We start from the raw sequence: 19,422 nt of genomic DNA, 5'->3' as shown, positions 1-19,422 counted from the left end.
ATGAACCGCCACCCTGCGCAGCCCGCGTCCGCTGACGTTGCCGTCAACTACTGCCGTCACCACCACGCAGAAGCCCCGCCGATCCCGGCGGGGCTTCGCGTATGCCATCACATGCCCAGCTGTGATCGAGACTGAACTACTTCAGCTCTGGCCACTGCTCCCAGAGACCCAATCAACTAGCTTCTCGAACTCAGTCCTCAACTGGTCGGCATGCATGTCGGACAAGTACTTCTCGCAGGGAGAGGGGTCGACCTCATAGTCGATAGTCGATATCTGAACCTCGCCTGAATTCCAGACTGTCAGGTAGAACCCCCTTCCCTCTTTCTCTACATAGACCCCGAAGGACTTCTTCTCCGCACGCTCTGCGGAATCGAACACCTCAAGCGTAATTCCTGCTCCTTCCAACCGTGGACGAGACTCATGGATTCTCACCCTGAGCAGGTCAGGCAGAGCTTCATTCATTTTCTGTCTACAATCCTGAGGTTCTCGAATGAAGGCATTTCCGGCGGCGGAAGGCCACGCTTGGCATTGAGTTTCGCGTAAATCGGATGCTGCGGTCCGGGTATCTGAGCCCACCCGGGTTCACCAGCAGGCTTCAGGCAGGAACACGGCACATCGAACTCCGCGTAGATCGACCCTGGCGCAGCCTGCTTCCGGTAGGCATCAGAGTTAGCGGGATGCGCTACGTACGTGGAAGTTCCGCCACTTCCCGCTTGCACCTTCCCCGTGTCGCTCATCGCTTGATACTCATCTTCCGACATCCATCGACCCACGGTGGTGTTGCAATTGTGAACCAGGACCGGCGTAGCCCCCGCCAGCACATAGTACGTGTGGAGGTCCTCGACAGTGAGGTTGTACATGTCGCGGTCGCCAGGGAGTCTGGTGATGGCTGCGACGTAGACGTGGGAGCCGAGGGCGGTGCTGAGGGCGTGGCCTGGGCGGAGTTGGCCGGCGGGGACCCAGGTGTCGAGGGTGTCGTCCCAGAAGGGGTGCTTGGCGTTGGTGTGGAGGGTCTCCGTGGTTCCGTCGGTGCGCCGGATGCGGAGGTCGATGAGGTCGTAGTCGTGGTTGATGAGGGTGGCGGCGACCTTGCGGGGCCCCTGGTGTTTGCCGGTTTCGGGGTCGGCGGCCTCGACCTTGTCTCCGGTCTTGATGTCGCCGATGGGTTTGGTCTTGCCGTCGGCCATCAGCACCGGGGTGGCGGGGGTGAAGCTGCAGCCACGCGGGGGTTTGATTCTGGTTGCGGCGACTTCACCCTCGACCTCCGCGCCCGCGCCTCGCGTTCCGACGAGCAACGCCAGGTCGAAGATCAGCTTTCCGGTGCCTTCGGCGCTTCGGCCGTGCGCGTAGTCACCCGCTATCTCCGCGCCGCGGGACGTCGCCGCCGCTGCGGCGGCAGCGGCCGGGTTGGAGCTGTAGACCAGCTGGGTGAGCATGGCCATGCAGTCGTCGCCGGACGTGATGCATCGTTTGTCGGTGACGATTTGCTGGATCGGAGTGGTGACGAGCGCGATGCCGGTGTTCTTCGTCTCGTGGTAGATGGTCTTGCCGACGTCACCGAGCCAGCCCAGGAGGCCACCGCCGCCTTTATGACCGCTGCCGCTTCCCTGGCCAGTGCTGCTCGTATTGCCGTTTCCGCCGACATCGACGCCGCCGTCGCTGCCGTCGTATTCCGGGCAGTTGGGGTTCCGGAGGCTCGGACACATGCCGTCTGAACTGCTTGAGGCGGTTCCGCCGGTGTTGGAGATCGGAGTGAACAGACCCGTGGGATCGCTCTTGGTGACGGGGTTGTTGCCGGCGTAGGCGTAGCCGTTCATCTGGAGCGGGTCGGCGATGTCCAGGACGGGGTCCGCGCTGATGAAGTGGCCGGTGTCGGGGTCGTATTCGCGGGCGCCGAGGTGGGTGAGGCCGGTGGTGGTGTCGTCGGTGCCGCCGAGGTAGCCGCGGTGGGACTGCCAGCGGCCGTCCGCGGTGCCGCGGGGAACGCCGAAGGGGTCCGTCTTCTGGCGTTGGACGGCCTGTCCGGTGGTGAGGGCGATGGCGGCGACGGCGGTGCCCTGCTGGTCCGCGGCGAGCGCGGTCAGTGTGCTGCTCGTCCCGCCGTCGGTGTGGCGCATCACGGTGGGGGCGCCGGCCTGGCCGTAGTAGCGCTGGCAGTAGGCGACGTCACCGCCTGCGTCGGTGGACAGTTCGGTGTCGGGCAGGTAGAGGGTGTGGGCGCTGGTGGTGGCGGCGATGATGCGGTTGCCGTCGGCGTCGTAGAGGTAGCTGGTCTGGTCGGAGAAGGCCCACTTCTGGGCCGCGTTGCCGTTGCAGGTGGTGATCTGCAGGTCGGTGCCGTCGGTGCTGTCGCCGCCGGGGATGTCGAGGCATTTTCCGGAGGCGGCGTGCTTGAGGGTCCCGTTGGTGACGGTCCACTTCTGGTCGGCGTTACCGGTGCAGGAGGCCAGGGTGACAGGGGTGCCGTCAGTGGTGGCGCCGCCGGTGGGCATGGCGCACTTGCCGAGTACGGTCAGGGCGCCGGTCTGCGTGTCGAGGCGGAAGTTCTGGGCCTTGGTGCCGTTGCAGGTGTAGATCTGCAGCGGAGTCCTGTCGGCGGTGTTCGCGCTCTGCAGGTCCAGGCACTTGCCGTCGAGGCCGATGAGCTGGCCGCTGCCGGCCTTGCCGAAGCCGGAGACGGTCTTGACCTTGCCGTCCCAGGTCCAGTCCAGGGCCTGGGTGTCGCCGCCGTAGGTGCGGGTCTCCGTGTTGCCGGTCTTGTCGTAGGTGAGGTCGGCGGCTGTGTCGATGGTCGTGGTGTCGGTGGTGATGCCGGTCAGGGTGTGCGGCTGGCCACCTGTGTCGTTGCCGTACGCGTAGTCGGTGGTGGTGTCGTCGGTGGCGTCGACTTGGCCGTCTTTCACGGTGACGGACGGGTCGTGTTCGGTCAGGCGTTTGCGGTTGCCCAGCGTGTCGTAGGTGTACGTCTGCCAGTAGCCGTCGTTGGCACTGGTGACGTTGGTCGCCGTGACCTTGCCGGTGGTGTCCGTGTAGACCGGGGCGGCGATCGTCTGTCCTGCCGCGGTGCAGCCTTCGTTGGGTGAGGTCCACGCCTCGTGGAGTTGACCGAGTGCGTCGTAGGTGAAGCACTGCCGGTCGGTGGAACCCGCGCCGTCGGTGTCTTTGAGCTGGGTGACGTTGCCGACGTTGTCGTAGGTGTAGTAGCGGTCGTTGACGCGGTTGGGGGCGGCGGTTTCCCGGTCGGTGACGGTGCGGTCGAGCTGGCCGGTGTTCTCGTCGAACAGGTTCGTGGTCCATACCCGGTTGGGCATCTCGCCGGTGACCGTGCGCAGGACCTCGCCGTAGGGGCTGTAGCTGGTTTCGGCGGTGTACCAGTCGAGACCGGAGGTGGAGGTCGGCAGGCCGTCGGCGTTGTAGCGGGTGATCACCTTCTCCTGGGACAGACCGCCGACGGCCGGGGTCGTGACCGACTGCTGCAGTCCCGTCTTCGTGTAGGTGTAGGAGTAGGAGTAGGTGGCGTCCAGGCCCGTGGTTGCCGTGGTGGTGAGGCTGAAGGGGATGGTGATGTTCTTCCCCGTGGGCCGGTACTCCGCGTCGTAGCCGGTGACCGTGGTGGTGATCGGGACGCCGTCGTTGTAGCGGGTCGCCGAGACCGGCTGTCCCTTCGCGCCCGGGATGGTGTCGTAGGTGAACTTGGTCAGCAGGTCGCCCTGGTCGTCGTCCAGGCGCTGCTCGGTGGTGCGGCCGAGCGCGTCGTAGCCGGTCCACACGGTGATGCCGCGATCGTCGGTGGTGGTGAGCTTGTGGTCCAGGTCGTCGTAGGTCGTGGTGGTGGTGCCGGTATCCGGGTCCACTGCCTGGGTCTGCCGGCCGCGGGCGTCGTAGTTCCAGGTCCAGGTGTTGCCCTCGGTGTCGGTTGCCGAGACCCGATCGCCCCGCGGGTCGTAGCCGTACGTGGTGGACGTGTGCGAGGCGTGCAACGCGTCGGTGAACTGGTCGATGCGTACGGTGCGCTGGAGCACGTCGGTGAAGGTGCGGGTCGCCGGAGAACCCACCGGGGGGACGACAGTGGTGACGTCCTTGTCGTAGGCGTAGGTGGTGCGTTTGAGGGTCTTCGAGGTCCCGGCTTCATAGGGAGTGACGGTCAACGGCCGGCTCTGCCCGTCGTAGGTGGTGACCGTGGCGCTGGGAACGTCGAAGTCCGATTTCAGCTCGAACGGCGCCGTGGACGGTGCACCGGCGGCGTAGTAGCCGTTGTTGGTGCGGCGGACGGTGCCGGCCGCGTTGTAGAGGGTGTCGGTGACGATGCGCCCGCCGCCTACGGCGTCGGTCTGCGACTGACGCGGCCGGCCGAGGCCGTCGTAGAGGGTCACCGTGTGCGCGTAGGTGCCGTCGTCGCGGAGTGTGGAGGTGGTGACGGCGACCGGCTTGCCGATGGTGATGTCGTAGGCGAACGTCTTGGAGGGGTCGTCCGTGGCCGGGTTCTGCGAGGCCGTCCACACCGCCGTGGTCCGGCCGAGGGCGTCGTAGGCCTGGGTGACCACGTGCTTGTTGGTGTCCTCGGACTTCACTGGGCTGCCGCGGCCCGGCTCGACCGTGTTGGTGGAGGTGAAGCCGAGGGTGTTGTTGGTGGCGGTGGTGGAGAACACCTGTCCCGACGAGGGGTTGTAGTCCGTCGTGCCGATGTGGCCCGCGGCGTCCTCGACCGTCTTGACGCGTCCGTAGTCGTCGTAGCTGGTCTTGCTCGTACGGATCCAGCCCGTGCCCGGGCCGTCCGGACCCCAGACGCTGGTGGCCTCGCCCTTCGTCGGAGCGGTGCCGTAGGTCTGGTTGTCGTAGGCGGTGCGGGAGGCGGAGATGACCTCGTCGCCGGTGGCGGTGGCGGCCTGGGCGCAGGTGCCTGCGGTGGTCTTGGTCTGCTGGGTCAGGCCGATCAGCCAGGCGCTGGTGTTGTGCAGGTAGGAGGTCTGAGCGCAGGTGGTCGTTCTGTCGCCGGTCCTGCCGGTGTCCGCGACGGTTTCCACCTGGTACGGCAGCCCGTAGGTGTCGTCGTACAGGGTGGTGGTCTTCACTGTTCGCGAAGTGCGGTTGTCGTCGGGGTTGGTGCCGCTGGCAGGGGTGACCTTGATGCTCTGGTCGACCTGAGTGCGGTACGCCTTCAGGTCGGGCACGTCGGTGCGGGGGCGGGTGGCCAGCAGATGAGCCGAGGGAGAGGAGACGGTGCGGGAGGCGACGCTGCCTCCGGTGCCGTCGTCGTTGGCCTGGGTGTAGGTGAGGGACTCGGCGGTCATGCCCTGGAAGGCGGGCTTGTCGGTGGCAATGTCGGCGCCGGTGGAGTCCTTGACCGTCACCGAGCGGGTGCCGCCGCCGGGCAGCGGGTCCCCGTCCATGCCGCGGAAGTACCGGGTCACGCTCTTGCCCCGCACGATCCCGGTCGCGGCGTCGTTCTTCCCGGTCAGGACCGTGACCTGTGCGTAGCCGCGCCACTGGTCGTAGGTGCGGGTGGTCTTCTTGCTGAACTCGGTCTGGTTCTTCGCCCAGGCGGCCCCGTCGGTGGGGTACTGGTATTCGGTGACCAGGTCGGGGACGCCGTCGACGCGGGGTTTCTGGGTGATGGAGGTGACGACGTACTTGTTGAACCAGTCGATCGTCTCCTGGTCGGGGTCCGGGCTCCAGTACACCGGGTAGCAGCGGGTCCCGTTCTCCTCCGGTTTCGGGTGGGCGGAGGTGGCCATGGCGGGGCACGGGTCCGAGTAGTCGACGTCGATCTCACCGCCGTACTCGGTGACCACCCGGCGGATCCGCAGCCGGTCGAACGCCGGCCGCGGATCGGATGCCCCCGTGATGACCCGGTTGGGCATGGCCTGGTTGTTGTGGGAGAACTCGACCGCGTTCAGCTTCTGCGCGGTCCCGTCCACCGCGTAGCCGGTGCGCTGGATCGACTCCAGCCACAGTGGCGGGGCGGTGTCGGTCAGTGTGCGGGGGAAGGTCTGGGTCAGCAGGTACTTGTCGACCTTCGAGAGCGTCGTGGAGCCCTGGGTGCGCTGCGCGTAGGTGGTCACCGACGACAGTCGCTCGCGGGACCAGAACGTCGGCGCGCCCACGGAGCAGCGCTTGCCCGCGGCGCCGGAGCAGTACAGGTTGGCCGGGGTGTCGTACCACAGCCGGTACCGGCCGTAGTCCTGCGAGGTGAACGCGTCGTCGGTGCAGGTCAGGCCGGTCTCGGCCTCGTCGAAGCAGCGCTCGTCGACGGTGAAGGACACCCGGGCGATCGGGTCGGCGGTGAACAGGGTGTTGGAGCGCTGGCCGTAGTCGATGCGCTTCAGGTAGCCGCCGCGGTTGTAGGAGACCGGCTGGGTGTACTTCTCGTTCTTGCCGTAGTAGTTGGACTCCTTGTCCCACCACAGCGACATGGCGTTGCCGTGGACGTCCACGACGTAGTCCAGGTTCCACCGCCAGGCCTGGGCGCAGAACGAGGACGCGAAGTCACTGTCGTGGCAGGGCTCGCCGGACTGGTTGCCGGCCACCGGCACGGTCAGCACCGAGTCGGTGGTGTCATCGTCGCTGCTCCAGCCGGGCAGCTTGTTGAGGCCGAAGTAGTACTGGGTTCCGTCCCGGGTGGTGACCCGCCAGTACTCTCCGTCCTTGTCCCCGTTGCCCTTGCTGGTGTCCTTGATCCGCTCGACTCTGGAGCCGTCGCCGTTGGCCGTCACCCAGTCGCAGCTCGGGGCGTCCAGGTTTCCGTCCGGGCAGGTACTGGCATTCACCACCAGCTCGGTCGTGGAACCGCCCAGGGAGAGAACGGCGTTGTACGAACCCCAGCACAGGTCCGACGTCTTGTGGGAGGCGTTGTTCGCATCGCCGTCGGTGTCGTCGCGGCAGGTGCGGTAGGTGCGTTCGATCGAGCCGGGCTGGTAGTCCCAGCCGTCCCCGATCCACGAGGCCTGGTTGTTGGTGGCCGAGGTCCGCCCGTCGACGACCTGCGAGTTGTAGCCGAACGCGACGTCCGGTGCGGGGCCTGCCGGGACCGGGGGCACTGTCACCGGCTGCGACCAGGTGAACGCTCCCGACGATCCCCCGGCACTCCAGGTGCCCGAGGCCGCCAGCGGCGTGGCCGTGTAGTCGCCCTTCGCGCCGGAGCCGGAGTCTGTCGCGGCCAGCACGACGGACCCGCTGCCCGAGGTGCCCGCCTGCGGCAGCAGCGCCTTCAGCGCCCCGCTCTTCGACGTGTCCGGGTGGTAGACGGCCGACTCGCTCGTCGAGCTGTCGTCACCGGACAGCGAGGCCTGGTCGACCGTGGCCGAGGCGGCGGAGGCGGCGGCGACATCGACGGTGGCCCTGATCTGGCCGGTGTCGTCGTCGTTGTCGGTGGCCAGCGGGGTGGCCTGGTTGCACGCCTCGTCCAGTGGCGTGGTCAGGAAGCACTCGGGATACGTGACGAACTGCATCCGGTCGGCCCAGTCCGCGCTGTACAGCTGCTCGAAGTCGGAGTAGTCCAGGGCCACATCGACCGAGGCGTCGGAGGCCGTGGTCGGCGGAGTCAACGTCAGCAGTGTTCCGTCCACCTCGGCGGTGGACGTCTGCGTGGGGTCGGCCACCTTCACCTGCCAGGTGCCGTCCAGCGCGGAGGCCTCCTCGGGCGTGGCATCGGCCGGAGCACCCAGCAGTACGGGCAGTGAACCCACCTGCTGCAGGTTCCCGGCCGCGGGATCTGACAGGCTGACATCCGCCGTGCCACCACTCGGAGCGGTGGTGTGGGCCGGCTCGTACTCCACCGGCGGCACCGTGGCCTCACCGGCCAGATCGTCCAGTACCCCGGTGTCGGCGTCGGCCGCGGTGTCTTCGGCGGGCAGGTCGATCAGATCCACATCGGCACGGTTGCCGCCCGGCGACGGAAGTGCGGCCGCCTGGGCCGGCAGCAACCCCACCAGCAACGCGCCCGCGAGCACCGCCCCAGCGCCGAGCCGCCTCCGGCGCACCCGCCGACGCGCCCCTGCGGTACCCGGCAGCGAACCACGGCCGGACCACGACAGCGAACCAAACACCGAACAGCCCCCCAGGCAGCCGGCAGGAAACACGCGAGAGAAGGCCGCGCACCCCACCCCGAAGACGACACGAAATACCGACGGATCCTCTGCCGGAAAACATCACCCGTCAAACAAATTTTAAGCAGATGTGATGCCCGTCACACTCGAATTTGGTGCAAATTCAGGCTTCCCGATTTTTGGCATATTTTGACAACGCAAAACTCATAATGCGCATCACGCCCACACATATGTGAATCCGGTGATCCTCGACAATCGAGTGCAGCATGAGTGGCTCTACCTGCACAGACACCCATCCGCGACGTCGCTTTCCGTGGTCATGGGATTGCCGGACCATGCGAAGCATCCACACGGCCTCCACGAGGACCGGCAGCTATCCCTTTTACGTCCATGACGGCAGCAGAGTTCAAATTCACGCTGGCACCCGACACATCGATGGGGCATGATCTGCTGGCGCGTTCATGCCCGTATGGAGAATTCGGCAGCGCCGAATGGGGGGCACGGATGAACAGAGGGTTAATTCCGGTCCAACGAGAGGCGACGACTCCCGGTTCGAGGCCGGTTTTACGGGGAGGGAAGACGTTTTCGTGGACAGACAATGGCTCCGCCTGCCCCGGCGCAGGCGGCGGGCCACCGTGCTGGTGGCCGCCGCCGTGGCCGCCGGGCTCGGCCTGACGCAACTGCCGGTCCTGCATCACGCCGACGCCTCCCGGGCCGGTGACACGCCGGCCGACGCCGCGAAACTGCTCGACGAGGCCACCGCCGCCGACAAGGCCCGCGCCACCGGCCGGTCGGTGGAGGTCACCGCGTTGCGGGACGCGAGCAGCACCACCTACGCGCGTCCCGACGGCAGTTTCCAACTCGAGACCCGCGCCGTGCCGTTCCGTGCCAAGGTCGACGGGGTGTGGCGGGCGATCGACACCGACCTGCACCGCACCAAGGACGGCGGCTGGGCCCCCGAAGCCGTCAACAACCCCGTCGTCTTCTCCGCCGGCAGCCGCGGCGAACGGGCCACCCGCTCCGAGAACCGAACCGCCATCCGGCCTGCCGCCCTCACCACGGTCCAAGACGCGGCGTCAACGAATCCGGCCGCCCTCACCGCGGCCCAGGACGTGGCGTCAACGGATCTGGTCACCTTCACCACCGGCGGTCACCAGCTCACCCTGACCTGGCCGGGCTCCCTGCCCGCGCCGGTCATCGACGGCGCCCGCGCGCTCTACCAGGAGGTCCTGCCCGGCGTCGACCTGCTGCTGACCGCCCGCGACTCCGGCTTCTCCCACGTGCTGATCGTGAAGAACGCCGAAGCCGCCGCAGACCCCGAACTCGCCTCCCTCTCCTACGGCCTGACCTCACCCGACCTGACCTTCACCCTCGATCCCGTCACCCACGTCGTCCACGCCGAGGACGCGGACAGCGACGAGGTTGCCGCCTCCCCCACCCCCTACATGTGGGACTCCGCCGGCAAACCCGCCGTCACCCAGGGCGACGACCCCCAGCCACCCCGGCCCACCGAGACCCCAACTCCCGAGGCCGGCCCCGACGTGGACCCCTCGGAAGAACCCGAGGACGTCGGTGGCACCCCCGACCAACCCGACTGGAGCGACGACACCGCCGCGCCACAGGAGGACGAGCCCAGCCCGGCCGCCTACAGGACCGGCGGCACCGCACCTCTCGCGCGGCCGGCGTCCTTCACCTCGACGGGCGAGGACAGCGCGTCCGTGCTCGCCCTCGACGGCCTGGCCGGTCCCCAGCCCGGCACCCATGACGCGCTCGCCGGCATCACCCTCACCGACGGCGGCACCCTCACCGTCAAGCCGGACACCAGGCTGCTGACCGCCGGCTCCACCGTCTACCCGGTCTTCATCGACCCCTCCTTCAGCGGCCCCACGAACAACTGGACCACGGCCTACCAGCCACACCCCGGCTCCAGTTTCTGGAACGGCACCAACTTCAACGACGGCACCGACACCGCCCGCGTCGGCTACGAGTCCACCACCGCGGGCCTGTCCCGTTCCTTCTTCCAGCTCGCCCTGTCCAGCGCGCTCAAAGGCGCCCATGTCTCCTCCGCGTACTTCTACGGCCTGGAGACCTACTCCTGGTCCTGCTCCCCCCGCAGCGTCCAGCTGTGGCACACCAGCAGCATCAGTTCCTCCACCACCTGGAACAACCAGCCCTCCTGGATCGCCCAGATCGACGCCCAGACCGTCGCCAACGGCTACAACAGCGGCTGCGCCGACGACTGGGTGAAGTTCACCGCCACCTCTCTCGGCCAGGACGCCGCCGACAACGGCTGGGGCTACGTCACCCTGGGCCTGCAGGCAGCCGACGAGAGCCACCCCGACCCGTGGAAGAAGTTCGAGGCCAGCAGCAGCAACTCGCCCTATCTGAAGATCACTTACAACCGCAAGCCCAAAGAACCCACCCACCTGACCATGAGCCCCGGCCCGAATTGCGACGTCAGCGGTGAGTCCTCGGTCGGCAAGTCGGACCTGACCTTCGCCGCCACCGCCAGCGACCCCGACGGTGACCTGAAGTACCTCGACTTCGAAGTCTGGCAGGACGGCAGCAGCAGCAAGATCGTCGACGGCAACCAGACCGTCGACGCGAACGGGCACGCCAGCGTCACTGCCACAGTCGGGAAGTTCGCCAACGGCAAGACCTACTGGTGGCGGGTGCGCGCCATCGACTCCACCGGCGCCGCCTCCACCTACGCCCCGGCAGGCAGCGACAACTGCGGATTCGTCTACGACACCACCAAGCCCAACTCCCCCAAGGTCACTTCCACCCAGTTCCCCGAGGACGACGGCACCGGCGCCCTCTGGAGCACTGTTGCCTACGGCACCGCGGGCGGTTTCACACTCGGCGCCAACGGATCCACCGACACCGTCAGATACGAGTTCTCCTTCGACTCCACCAGCTACGGCGGCAGCAGCAGCCCCTCTGCCTCCGGCGGCAGCGTCACCGTGTCCCTCAAACCCCACCACGCCGGCCCCAACGTGTTCTACGTACGTGCCGTCGACTCGGCGGGCAACCCGTCAGCACCGACCAAGTACCTCTTCTACGTCACGCCCCGCGACGACGCCGACGGCCCCGGCGACCTGACCGGCGACGCCTGGCCCGATGTCATCGTCGTCGACCAGTACAAGGACCTGCGGGTGTATCCCGCGAGCAGCGTGGGTGACATCTACTCGTACAACCGCGCCGCCTACGACCAGGACGGCCTCATCGAGACCAACTCCGCGTACCCGGACGACTACTGGACCGGCGCCCTGCTCACCCACAACGGCGACTTCATGCCCGGCGACGGCCTCCAGGACATGGTGGCCCGCATGCCCGACGGAAAGCTCTACCTCTACCCGGGCGACGGCTACGGCAGCTTCGACGTCACCAAACGCACCGAGATACTCCTCCCCCAGGGCGCGCCCGACCCCGCCGCCCTCGACCAGATCCTCGCCGCCGGCGACATCGACGGCGACGGCCGCCCCGACCTGCTCGCCACCGAGGGCAACCACTACTGGGCCTTCCTCGGCTACACCGGAGGCGCCTTCACCAGCGCCGTCCTGCAGAACGGCGGCACCGTCTGGCCCGACCGCGACCTGGTCTCCGTCGGCGACCACAACAACGACGGCGCCGTCGACCTCGTCCTGCGCACCCTGTCCACCGGACAACTGACCCTGCGCTACGGCAAACCCAAGAGCGGTGGCGGCACCGCTCTCGACTCCCTCGCCACCGCCGGCAACTCGCTCAACGGCAAGGACACCACCTACGCCGCCTCCGGCTGGACCACCGCCGGCGTCCGCCTCCTGCTCGGCACACCCGACGCCAACCACGACGGCATCCCCGACATGTGGGCCGTCATGAACGACGGCTCCGTGCGGATGTACAGCGGCGGCACCTCCGCCGTCGGCGCCTACACCACCGTGGTCAGCAGCGGCTGGGGCGGCAAACTCGCCATCGGCTGACCGGACACGACGAAGAAGGCAGCCGCGCCCCGCCGGAGACATCCGACGGGGCGCACCGGTTCCCCGAGGTGACGATGTCGCCCTGCGGCAAGCCGCCCTGATCCGTGGCCAGGCCGAACGCACGGTTGCCCCGGTGCTGCGGGGGAGGAGGCCCGGAGAGCCAGGCTGCCGTTCGGTGCCGGCCGGGAGGGGGGTCTCCACGGCCGTCCTCCGGCAGCCCCCGCGCGACGGCGAGCCGCCGAAGACGGGCCCTGTTCGCCCTCCTGACGGTCGGCCTCCTCAGCTCGTGCTCCGGCGGCGGGGACACGGCTCTGGACGGCAGTTCGCAAGCGTCCGGGGTCGCCGGGTACGACCACGCCCAGGTCGGCGACGAGTACTGGGTGGCCATGCCGCCGTTGGCGAACAAAACGGGGAAGCCGCTCACCGTCCTCGACGCGGAGATCGTCCACGTGCCGGCCGGGCTGCGCGTCACGGGTTACCGGGTGGAGGACAGTGCCGGCTCCGGCGGTTACCTCATCGGGTCGTCACCCGTCGCCGCCACGGACGACGTCGAGGTCGGTCCGATCCGGGTCGCGGCGCACAGCCAGTCGGACCTCTACTACGAGGCCCGGGTCAAAGTGACCGCAGCCGTGCACGGGGACCTGACCGACTGCCGCTTCACGTACCGGCAGGGCTCCACCACACACCACCAGGATCTCGGCTGCGACACCCGGATCCGCCTGGGCAAGCCTCTCTGAAGCGGCCGTCCCGGACATAGACGGTGACTCGCGCCCCGTTGACATGGGTTGTCCGGTACGCGCGGAAGTGGCGCCGCAGGGTGCTTGTCTTCGCTTCCTCCCGCGGGTCGGTCGGCACGTGCGCACCCGCCGGGGCGCGGACCGCGACGATCCGGTCGAATTCCAGCATGCGTGCCGCGATTTCCTGCGCGGGGAGCTCGACACCTGCAAGCGTGTTCGACGAAACGGGGTCCTGTGCCAGGGCGAGATCGGTCAGAGAACGGGTGTCCTCGGGGTTGGCCGCGGTCCAGGCCCGGTACTGGCCGGAGAGATAGAGCAGCCCGTCGCCGGAACGGCCTTCCCTGCGTACGGCGGCAGCGATGGCGGTGACGTCATTGCTCCGGCTCTGGGGCGTCCGCAGCGCAAGGCTCGACGGGACGAGCGCGGCCAGTACGACGACCGCCGCGATCCACGCGGTGCGGGAAGACCGCCGCAGCCGGTGGGAGTGATCCAGCCAGGCGCCCAGCAGCAAGGCGATCCCGATGTTGCCGTAGAGCACGTACCGGTCGACGAAAAGGGGCTTGGCCAGTGAGGCGATCAGCAGCAGAAGGCCCGGCAGCACGAGAATCGGCACCGCCAGCGCGGAAAGCCGCACGGGCCTCCTCGTCCCCAGGGGCGCCCGGGCACACAGCACGCCCACGACCGCCGCGACCAGGAAATAGGGAAGCCGCACCGGTCCGCTGATCCAGGACACCTGCTCCGACTGCCCCGCACTGCGGATCGCCAGCGGCGACAGCCCGGCCACAACGCCCGCGGCAGCCACACTCCACGCCCTCAGCACCGATCGTGGAACACGGGAGACGACCAGGGTGACGCCGTGTGCGACCAGGGCGAGGACCGCGAACTCATGGAGCAGACAGGCCAGCAGCATGGTGGAGCCATAGACCGCCCACCGCCACCGGGTGCGATGCGAGACGCCGGCCACGAGCGCATACGTGGCCCAGGTGACCAGGGCGCAGACCATGGCGTACGAGCGGCCTTCCTGGGCGTACTTCTGCACCTGGGGAAGGAGCGCGAACACCAGCCCGGCCGGCAGCCCGGCACGGGGTCCCGCCAGGCGCAGCCCCAGCAGCCCGACTCCGCTCGCCGCCACGGACATCGCCAGCACGGACGGCAGCCGCAGCGCCAGCAGCCCGCCGCCGAAGAGACCGAAGATCTCGTGCATCACGGCGTAGTAGAGGGCATGGACCAGATCGACATGCCGGGCGGTGTGCCATATCTGCGAAAGATCGCGGTGCGCGAGTTGAAAGGTGACGGCCTCGTCCCCCCACATGGTGTTCTGCCTGCGGATACCCCAGAGCCCGAGAGCGAGGCTCAGCGACAGGGGTGCGATGACGACGACGACTCGGGCCGGGCCCGGCGATGGTCGAGGACGGGCGGGTACGGGAGGGGAAACCGCCCCGGCCACGGTGGGGACGCGTGCAGCAACGGACATCGGCGACAGGGCCTTTCAGCAGGGGCGAGGAAACTCCGTCACCGTGCCGGGACCTCGTTGACCGGACGCTGACCCGACCTGACCGGCCGATCAGGAAGGCGGGCCGGCGCTGTGCGAGGCTGCACCGCATGCGCATCCTGGTGGTCGAAGACGAGGTGGACCTGGCCCGGACCCTGCACACCGGTCTGACCGCCGAGGGCTACAGCGTGGACCTCGCCCATGACGGCAGGCAGGGACTGTGGATGGCCCGGACCGGCGAATACGCCCTCGTCGTACTGGACTTGATGCTGCCCGGACTCAACGGCTACAAGGTCTGCGCCCAGCTGCGCCGGGAGGGCAACGCGACCCCCATCCTGGTACTCACCGCCAAGGACGGGGAGTGGGACCAGGCCGAGGCCCTGGACACGGGGGCCGACGACTACCTGGCCAAACCCTTCTCCTACCTGGTGCTCGTCGCACGGCTGCGGGCCCTGGTCAGACGAGCCGCCACGGTCGCCCCGCCCGTCCTTGCCGTGGGCGACCTCTCGCTGGACGTCGCCGGCCGGATCTGCCGCCGGGCCGGGACCCGGGTGGACCTCACCCCCCGGGAGTTCGCCGTCCTCGAACTGCTGGCCCGCCGGGCGGGCCAGGCGGTCTCCAAAGCGGATCTGCTGTATCACGCGTGGCCCGACGAGGCATGGGATCCCAACCTGGTGGAGGCGCGCGTCAGCGCGCTGCGCAAGAAGGTCGACGCCGCGTTCGACCGGCAGTCCCTGCAGACCGTACGGGGTTCCGGCTACCGGCTGGTGGACGACCGTGACCGCGACTGAGCCGCGACACCGCTGTTGGCCGCGTTCGGTACGGGCCCGCACGGCGCTGGCCGCCGCCTCGACCGCCGCCGTCATCCTGCTCGGCATCGGCTGGTGGCTGCACCACGATCTCTACCACCGGAGCACGCAGATCGCCGAAGACCAGGCGAAGGAACAACTCTGGTCCCTCTGCGATCAGTTGCGCGAGGGTGTCGTCCCCGACTCCACCAGTACGGTGCCGTACGAGGTCGTCGCCACCGGCCGGCGCACCGCTGTCGCCTACGGCGGAGGCATGGACGACTTCGATCCCGGCACCCACCACGTGATGCCCGCCCCGCCGAAAGCCCTGCGGGCCGAGATCATCACCACCGTCCGCCTGCCCGCGAACCCCGGCTACGACCCCAGTGACAAGCTCTCCGTGGCCGGCGGGACCCATCAGGTCGTGACGGCCGACATCCGGGCCGGTGAACTGAGCAGCGCCGAAGCCGCCGCTCTGGGCGTCACCGCCGACGCCGCGCTGCGGGTCTACGTGGTGGTGCTCCCCAACACCGCCGAGGCCATCGCCACGACCACCGACCACCTGCTGCTGCGCGCCGGGCTCGTCGGCCTCGTACTGATCGCCGCCGCCACCTACTTCGCCGTCCGCGTCGCGCTGCGGCCGGTCGAGGCCATCCGCGTCCTCACCGCCTCGGTCACCGCGCACGACCCCCGCGAGCGCGTCACCGTACCCGCCACGGGACACGAGATCACCGCCCTGGCCACCACCATCAACACCACCCTCCAACGCCTCGACGACGCGGCCGCCCGGCAACGCCGCTTCGTCGCGGACGCCGCCCACGAACTGCGCAGCCCCCTCACCACCCTGCTGGCCAGCCTGGAGGTCGCGCTCGCCTACCCGGAACGCACCGACTGGCCCGCCGCGGCCACCACCGCGGCACGGCAGACCCGCCGCCTCCAGGCCCTCACCGAAGACCTGCTGCTCCTGGCCCGCCTCGACACCCGCACCCCCGCAGCCGGCCCCGAGCTCGTCGACCTGACGGCCCTCGCCTCCCGGCTGACCGAGCAATACCCGCTCGCCGATGGGCCGTTGACCCTCACCTGCGACAGCACCGCCCCCGCACACGCGCAGGGAGACCCCAACGAATACGAACGGCTCCTGCGCAACCTCGTCGACAACGCCGCCCGGCACGCCGCACACCGCATCCAGATCACCGTCCGCAACCAGGACGCCTGGATCGTCCTCACGGTGCACGACGACGGACCGGGCGTGCCCGCCGAGGACGCCGAGCGCATCTTCGAACGCTTCGTCCGGCTCGACGACGCCCGCTCCCGCGACCGCGGCGGCACCGGCCTGGGCCTCGCCATCGCCCGCGACCTGGCCCACCGCCACCGCGGCACCCTCACCCTCACCCCCCGCACCCTCGGCGCATGCTTCGAGCTACGCCTTCCCCGAGCCCCCGCCCCGGCCGGGCCCTGACGAACCGGCCTCCGGCTGGTGCCGGGCAACGCGATGAGCTGACCAGGGTCACGTTCGTTGGCCGGATAAGCAGTGAGCGATAGAATCGCGCCATGTCCGTTTCCGTCGGCTTCCTGCCCACCCGCCCCCACCGGGTCGTCGTGCTCGCCCTCGACGGGGTCTACCCCTTCGAGCTGGGGATCCCGAACCGCGTCTTCACCTGCGTTCCCGGCGCCTACGACGTGGTGACCTGTGCGGCGACGGAGGACCGTACGGTGGCGACCAACGCGGACTTCACGGTCACCGTCGGGCACGGGCCCGAGGCGCTGGAGAGTGCGGACACCGTGGTCGTGCCGCCGTACGACATGGCGCGGATCGCGGAGGAACTGCCCGGGCCCGTCGCCGCGGCGCTGGCGCGGATCCGGCCCGGTACCCGGATCGTCTCCATCTGCACGGGGGCGTTCGCGCTCGCGGCGGCCGGGATGCTCGACGGGCGTCCGGCGACGACGCACTGGGCGCTGGCGCCGCGGTTCCGCCGGATGTTCCCCCAGGTCGCCCTGGATCCGGACGTGTTGTTCATCGACGACGGGGACGTCCTGACCTCGGCCGGGGCGGCCTCCGGTGTCGACGTCTGCCTGCACGTGGTGCGCTCCGACCACGGCAGCGCGGTCGCCAACAGCGTGGCCCGGCAGTGTGTCGTACCGCCGTGGCGGGACGGCGGCCAGGCGCAGTACATCGAGCAGCCGGTGCCGGACGAGGGCACCACCGGGACGGCGGCCACCCGGGCGTGGGCCCTGGAGAACCTGGAACGGCCGCTCGCCCTGCACGAGCTGGCGGAGCATGCCCGGATGAGCCGGCGCACCTTCGCCCGCCGCTTCCAGGAGGAGACGGGGACGAGCCCGGGGCGCTGGCTGATCCAGCAGCGGGTGCACCGCGCCCGCCACCTCCTGGAGAGCAGCGAGCTGTCGGTCGACCGCATCGCGGCCGAGGTCGGCTTCGCCACGGGCACGTCACTGCGGCAGCACCTGCACGCGGCGATCGGCGTCTCCCCGCAGACGTACCGGAACACGTTCCGGGCCACGGCGGGGAGCAGGGTCTGAGCGGCGGGCGAGGTCCGAGCGGCGGGCGCGGACGCGCCGGGGCCGGGTGGGTCGGGGCCGGGTGGGTCGTCGTTCGGGTTCAGGCGAAGTGGCGGATGCGGGCGGGCGTCGCGGGGGCGTACGGGAGCCAGTCGTGGACCGAGCCGGTCCTGACGAACTCGGCGACCGCGGTGCCGAACCCGTGCCCCAGGGCGCGCTGGGAATCCCCGACCCGGCCGAGCATCGGGCTGTCCGGGTAGGCGTCGAAGGTGTTGAAGAGGAAGGGCAGTTCGACGCAGTGGGCGGCGCCGAGGGAGTGCGGGTCCTCGGCCGGGCGGTAGTCGAACTCGTAGACGTGGGTCGCGTGGTGGTCGGCGATCTGCAGCGAGCCGTCGCGGAAGAGCGCGTCCGTGCCGATCGCGGTGAAGATCTGCGCGGGGGTGCCCTGCGGGAGCCGGGCGGCGTACGCGTCGTAGATCTCCCGGGCCCGGTCACCGGCCTGGGCGGCCAGGAGGTCCAGCACGCCCGCGGCGGTGAGGCTCTGGATGCGCCGCACCCCGGTCCATCCCGGGTGCGGCCGCGGCGCGGCGAACCGCAGCTCACCGACCGGCGACGCGGCGTACGGGATGCCCCGGAAGGAGACCGCCCCGCCCGCCCCGCCGGCCGCGATTCCCTGGACCTTGCCCCGGTCCGTGGCCACGACCGGGTTCTCGATGTCCGCCATGGTGCTCACCTCTCTCGGTTCGGTTGCGATGTCACCGATCCTCACCGGGAGCACGGAAACGAGCCAGAAAGCGGGCATCAAGTCGCGAATACAGGCCATATGATCCATGAATATGGAGAAAGCACGCCATCAGCTGGACGAGACCGACAGCCGGATCGCCGCCGCGGTGCTGGCCGCGCCGCGCGCCTCGTGGCGCACGGTCGGCCGGGTCCTCGGGATCTCGGAGCGGACCGTGGTCAGACGGGCCGCGCCGCTCTACCACGACGGCACGCTGCGGGCCACGGCCGTCCGCAACCCCGTGTGCTTCCCCGACCTGATCCCGCTGGCCCTGCGCATCCGGTGCAAACCCAACCGGATCAGCGCCATCGCCGCCACCCTGGCCCGCCGCCCCGACACGATCTGGGTGGACGTCCTCGGCGGCGGCGACGAGATCTGCACCATCCTGTTCCTGGACGGCCCGGACGCCCGCAACAACCTGCTGCTGCGCGACCTTCCGGCCACCGCCGCGGTCCAGTCGTGGACCTCGCACGCGCTGCTGCGGGTCTTCCCGGCCGGCTTCGGCTGGAGCGGCGGCCTGCTGTCGGCGGAGGAACTGGCCAGTCTGCGCCAGGAGCCGCCGGAGGCCGCCCCGCGGCCCTCGCTCGGTCCCGCCGACCACCAGCTGATCGCCGCACTGGTCGAGGACGGGCGGGCCTCCTACACGGAGCTCGCGCACCGCGCCGGCATCAGCGCCCTGACCGCCCGCCGGCGCCTGGAGGCGCTGGCGGGCGGCCTGGTCCTGAGGCTCGCGACCGAGGTGGATCTCGCCCGGCTGGGCATCCGTACCGAGGCGCTGCTGTGGATGACGGTCGCCCCCGGCCGTCTGGAGGAGACCGGCCGGCGGCTGAGCCGCCATCCACAGGTCCGCTTCGCCTCGGCCACCACCGGCTCCGCCAACCTGCTCGCGGCCGTCGCGGCGACCGACCTCGACGCGCTCTACCGCTTCCTGAGCGACACGATCGGCGCCCTGGAACACGTCTCCACGATGGAGGTCACGCCGATCCTGAGCGGGGTCAAGCGGACCGGACTGGTCCGGCCCGGGAGCCTGTGACCGACCCGGAGCCTGTGACCGACCCCGGAGCCGGGGGCCGGACCACTTGGCCGGACTACTCGGCCGG

Annotated in this window: 10 protein-coding genes; 6 read left to right on the top strand and 4 right to left on the bottom strand. The window is 69.5% G+C overall.

What is annotated here, in order from left to right; translation table 11 throughout:
• Positions 1-141: 141 nt before the first annotated feature.
• Positions 142-462 carry a hypothetical protein gene (locus ABZ887_RS43215; protein WP_361303184.1) on the bottom strand — a complete coding sequence of 107 codons (321 nt, stop codon included), beginning with the start codon at positions 460-462 and terminating at the stop codon, positions 142-144.
• Positions 459-7,868 carry a ricin-type beta-trefoil lectin domain protein gene (locus tag ABZ887_RS43210; protein ID WP_361303181.1) on the bottom strand — a complete coding sequence of 2,470 codons (7,410 nt, stop codon included), beginning with the start codon at positions 7,866-7,868 and terminating at the stop codon, positions 459-461. The genes ABZ887_RS43215 and ABZ887_RS43210 overlap by 4 nt, the downstream gene beginning before the upstream one ends.
• 764 nt (positions 7,869-8,632) lie before the next feature.
• Here ABZ887_RS43210 and ABZ887_RS43205 point away from each other — a divergent pair.
• Together ABZ887_RS43205 and ABZ887_RS43200 are read left to right on the top strand one after the other, a co-directional pair.
• The gene (locus ABZ887_RS43205; protein WP_361303178.1) at positions 8,633-12,007 is read left to right on the top strand and encodes an FG-GAP-like repeat-containing protein; all 3,375 of its coding nucleotides are present in this window, start codon (positions 8,633-8,635) and stop codon (positions 12,005-12,007) included.
• A 395-nt stretch (positions 12,008-12,402) separates the two neighbouring features.
• Complete coding sequence (locus ABZ887_RS43200) at positions 12,403-12,744, top strand: hypothetical protein (protein WP_361303175.1); 342 nt, start codon at positions 12,403-12,405, stop codon at positions 12,742-12,744.
• Here ABZ887_RS43200 and ABZ887_RS43195 read toward each other — a convergent pair.
• The gene (locus ABZ887_RS43195) at positions 12,665-14,218 is read right to left on the bottom strand and encodes a glycosyltransferase family 39 protein (protein WP_361303172.1); all 1,554 of its coding nucleotides are present in this window, start codon (positions 14,216-14,218) and stop codon (positions 12,665-12,667) included. The two genes, ABZ887_RS43200 and ABZ887_RS43195, sit on opposite strands and share 80 nt — an antisense overlap.
• Positions 14,219-14,346: 128 nt before the next feature.
• Here ABZ887_RS43195 and ABZ887_RS43190 point away from each other — a divergent pair, with 128 nt between their 5' ends.
• From ABZ887_RS43190 to ABZ887_RS43180, 3 genes are all read left to right on the top strand, one after another.
• Complete coding sequence (locus ABZ887_RS43190) at positions 14,347-15,027, top strand: response regulator transcription factor (protein WP_361303169.1); 681 nt, start codon at positions 14,347-14,349, stop codon at positions 15,025-15,027.
• The gene (locus tag ABZ887_RS43185) at positions 15,014-16,483 is read left to right on the top strand and encodes a HAMP domain-containing sensor histidine kinase (protein WP_361303166.1); all 1,470 of its coding nucleotides are present in this window, start codon (positions 15,014-15,016) and stop codon (positions 16,481-16,483) included. The genes ABZ887_RS43190 and ABZ887_RS43185 overlap by 14 nt, the downstream gene beginning before the upstream one ends.
• A gap of 92 nt (positions 16,484-16,575) precedes the next feature.
• A complete protein-coding gene (locus tag ABZ887_RS43180; protein ID WP_361303163.1) occupies positions 16,576-17,562 on the top strand; it encodes a helix-turn-helix domain-containing protein in 987 nt (328 codons plus the stop codon).
• Between the two features lie 79 nt (positions 17,563-17,641).
• Here ABZ887_RS43180 and ABZ887_RS43175 read toward each other — a convergent pair whose 3' ends face one another.
• A complete protein-coding gene (locus ABZ887_RS43175; protein WP_361303160.1) occupies positions 17,642-18,265 on the bottom strand; it encodes a carboxylesterase family protein in 624 nt (207 codons plus the stop codon).
• 112 nt (positions 18,266-18,377) lie between these two features.
• Between ABZ887_RS43175 and ABZ887_RS43170 the strand changes: the two genes are divergently transcribed.
• Complete coding sequence (locus ABZ887_RS43170) at positions 18,378-19,355, top strand: Lrp/AsnC family transcriptional regulator (RefSeq protein WP_361303157.1); 978 nt, start codon at positions 18,378-18,380, stop codon at positions 19,353-19,355.
• Positions 19,356-19,422: the final 67 nt, after the last annotated feature.

The sequence above is a fragment of the Streptomyces sp. NPDC047061 genome (assembly GCF_040643955.1).
Taxonomy (GTDB): Bacteria; Actinomycetota; Actinomycetes; order Streptomycetales; family Streptomycetaceae; genus Streptomyces.
This window is presented reverse-complemented; position numbering and strand designations above follow the sequence as displayed.

Coding starts and splice junctions, on each gene's coding strand:
- ABZ887_RS43215 (WP_361303184.1), bottom strand. CDS start 462: ATGAATGAAGCTCTGCCTGACCTGCTCAGGGTGAGAATCCATGAGTCT.
- ABZ887_RS43195 (WP_361303172.1), bottom strand. CDS start 14,218: ATGTCCGTTGCTGCACGCGTCCCCACCGTGGCCGGGGCGGTTTCCCCT.
- ABZ887_RS43190 (WP_361303169.1), top strand. CDS start 14,347: ATGCGCATCCTGGTGGTCGAAGACGAGGTGGACCTGGCCCGGACCCTG.
- ABZ887_RS43180 (WP_361303163.1), top strand. CDS start 16,576: ATGTCCGTTTCCGTCGGCTTCCTGCCCACCCGCCCCCACCGGGTCGTC.
- ABZ887_RS43175 (WP_361303160.1), bottom strand. CDS start 18,265: ATGGCGGACATCGAGAACCCGGTCGTGGCCACGGACCGGGGCAAGGTC.
- ABZ887_RS43170 (WP_361303157.1), top strand. CDS start 18,378: ATGGAGAAAGCACGCCATCAGCTGGACGAGACCGACAGCCGGATCGCC.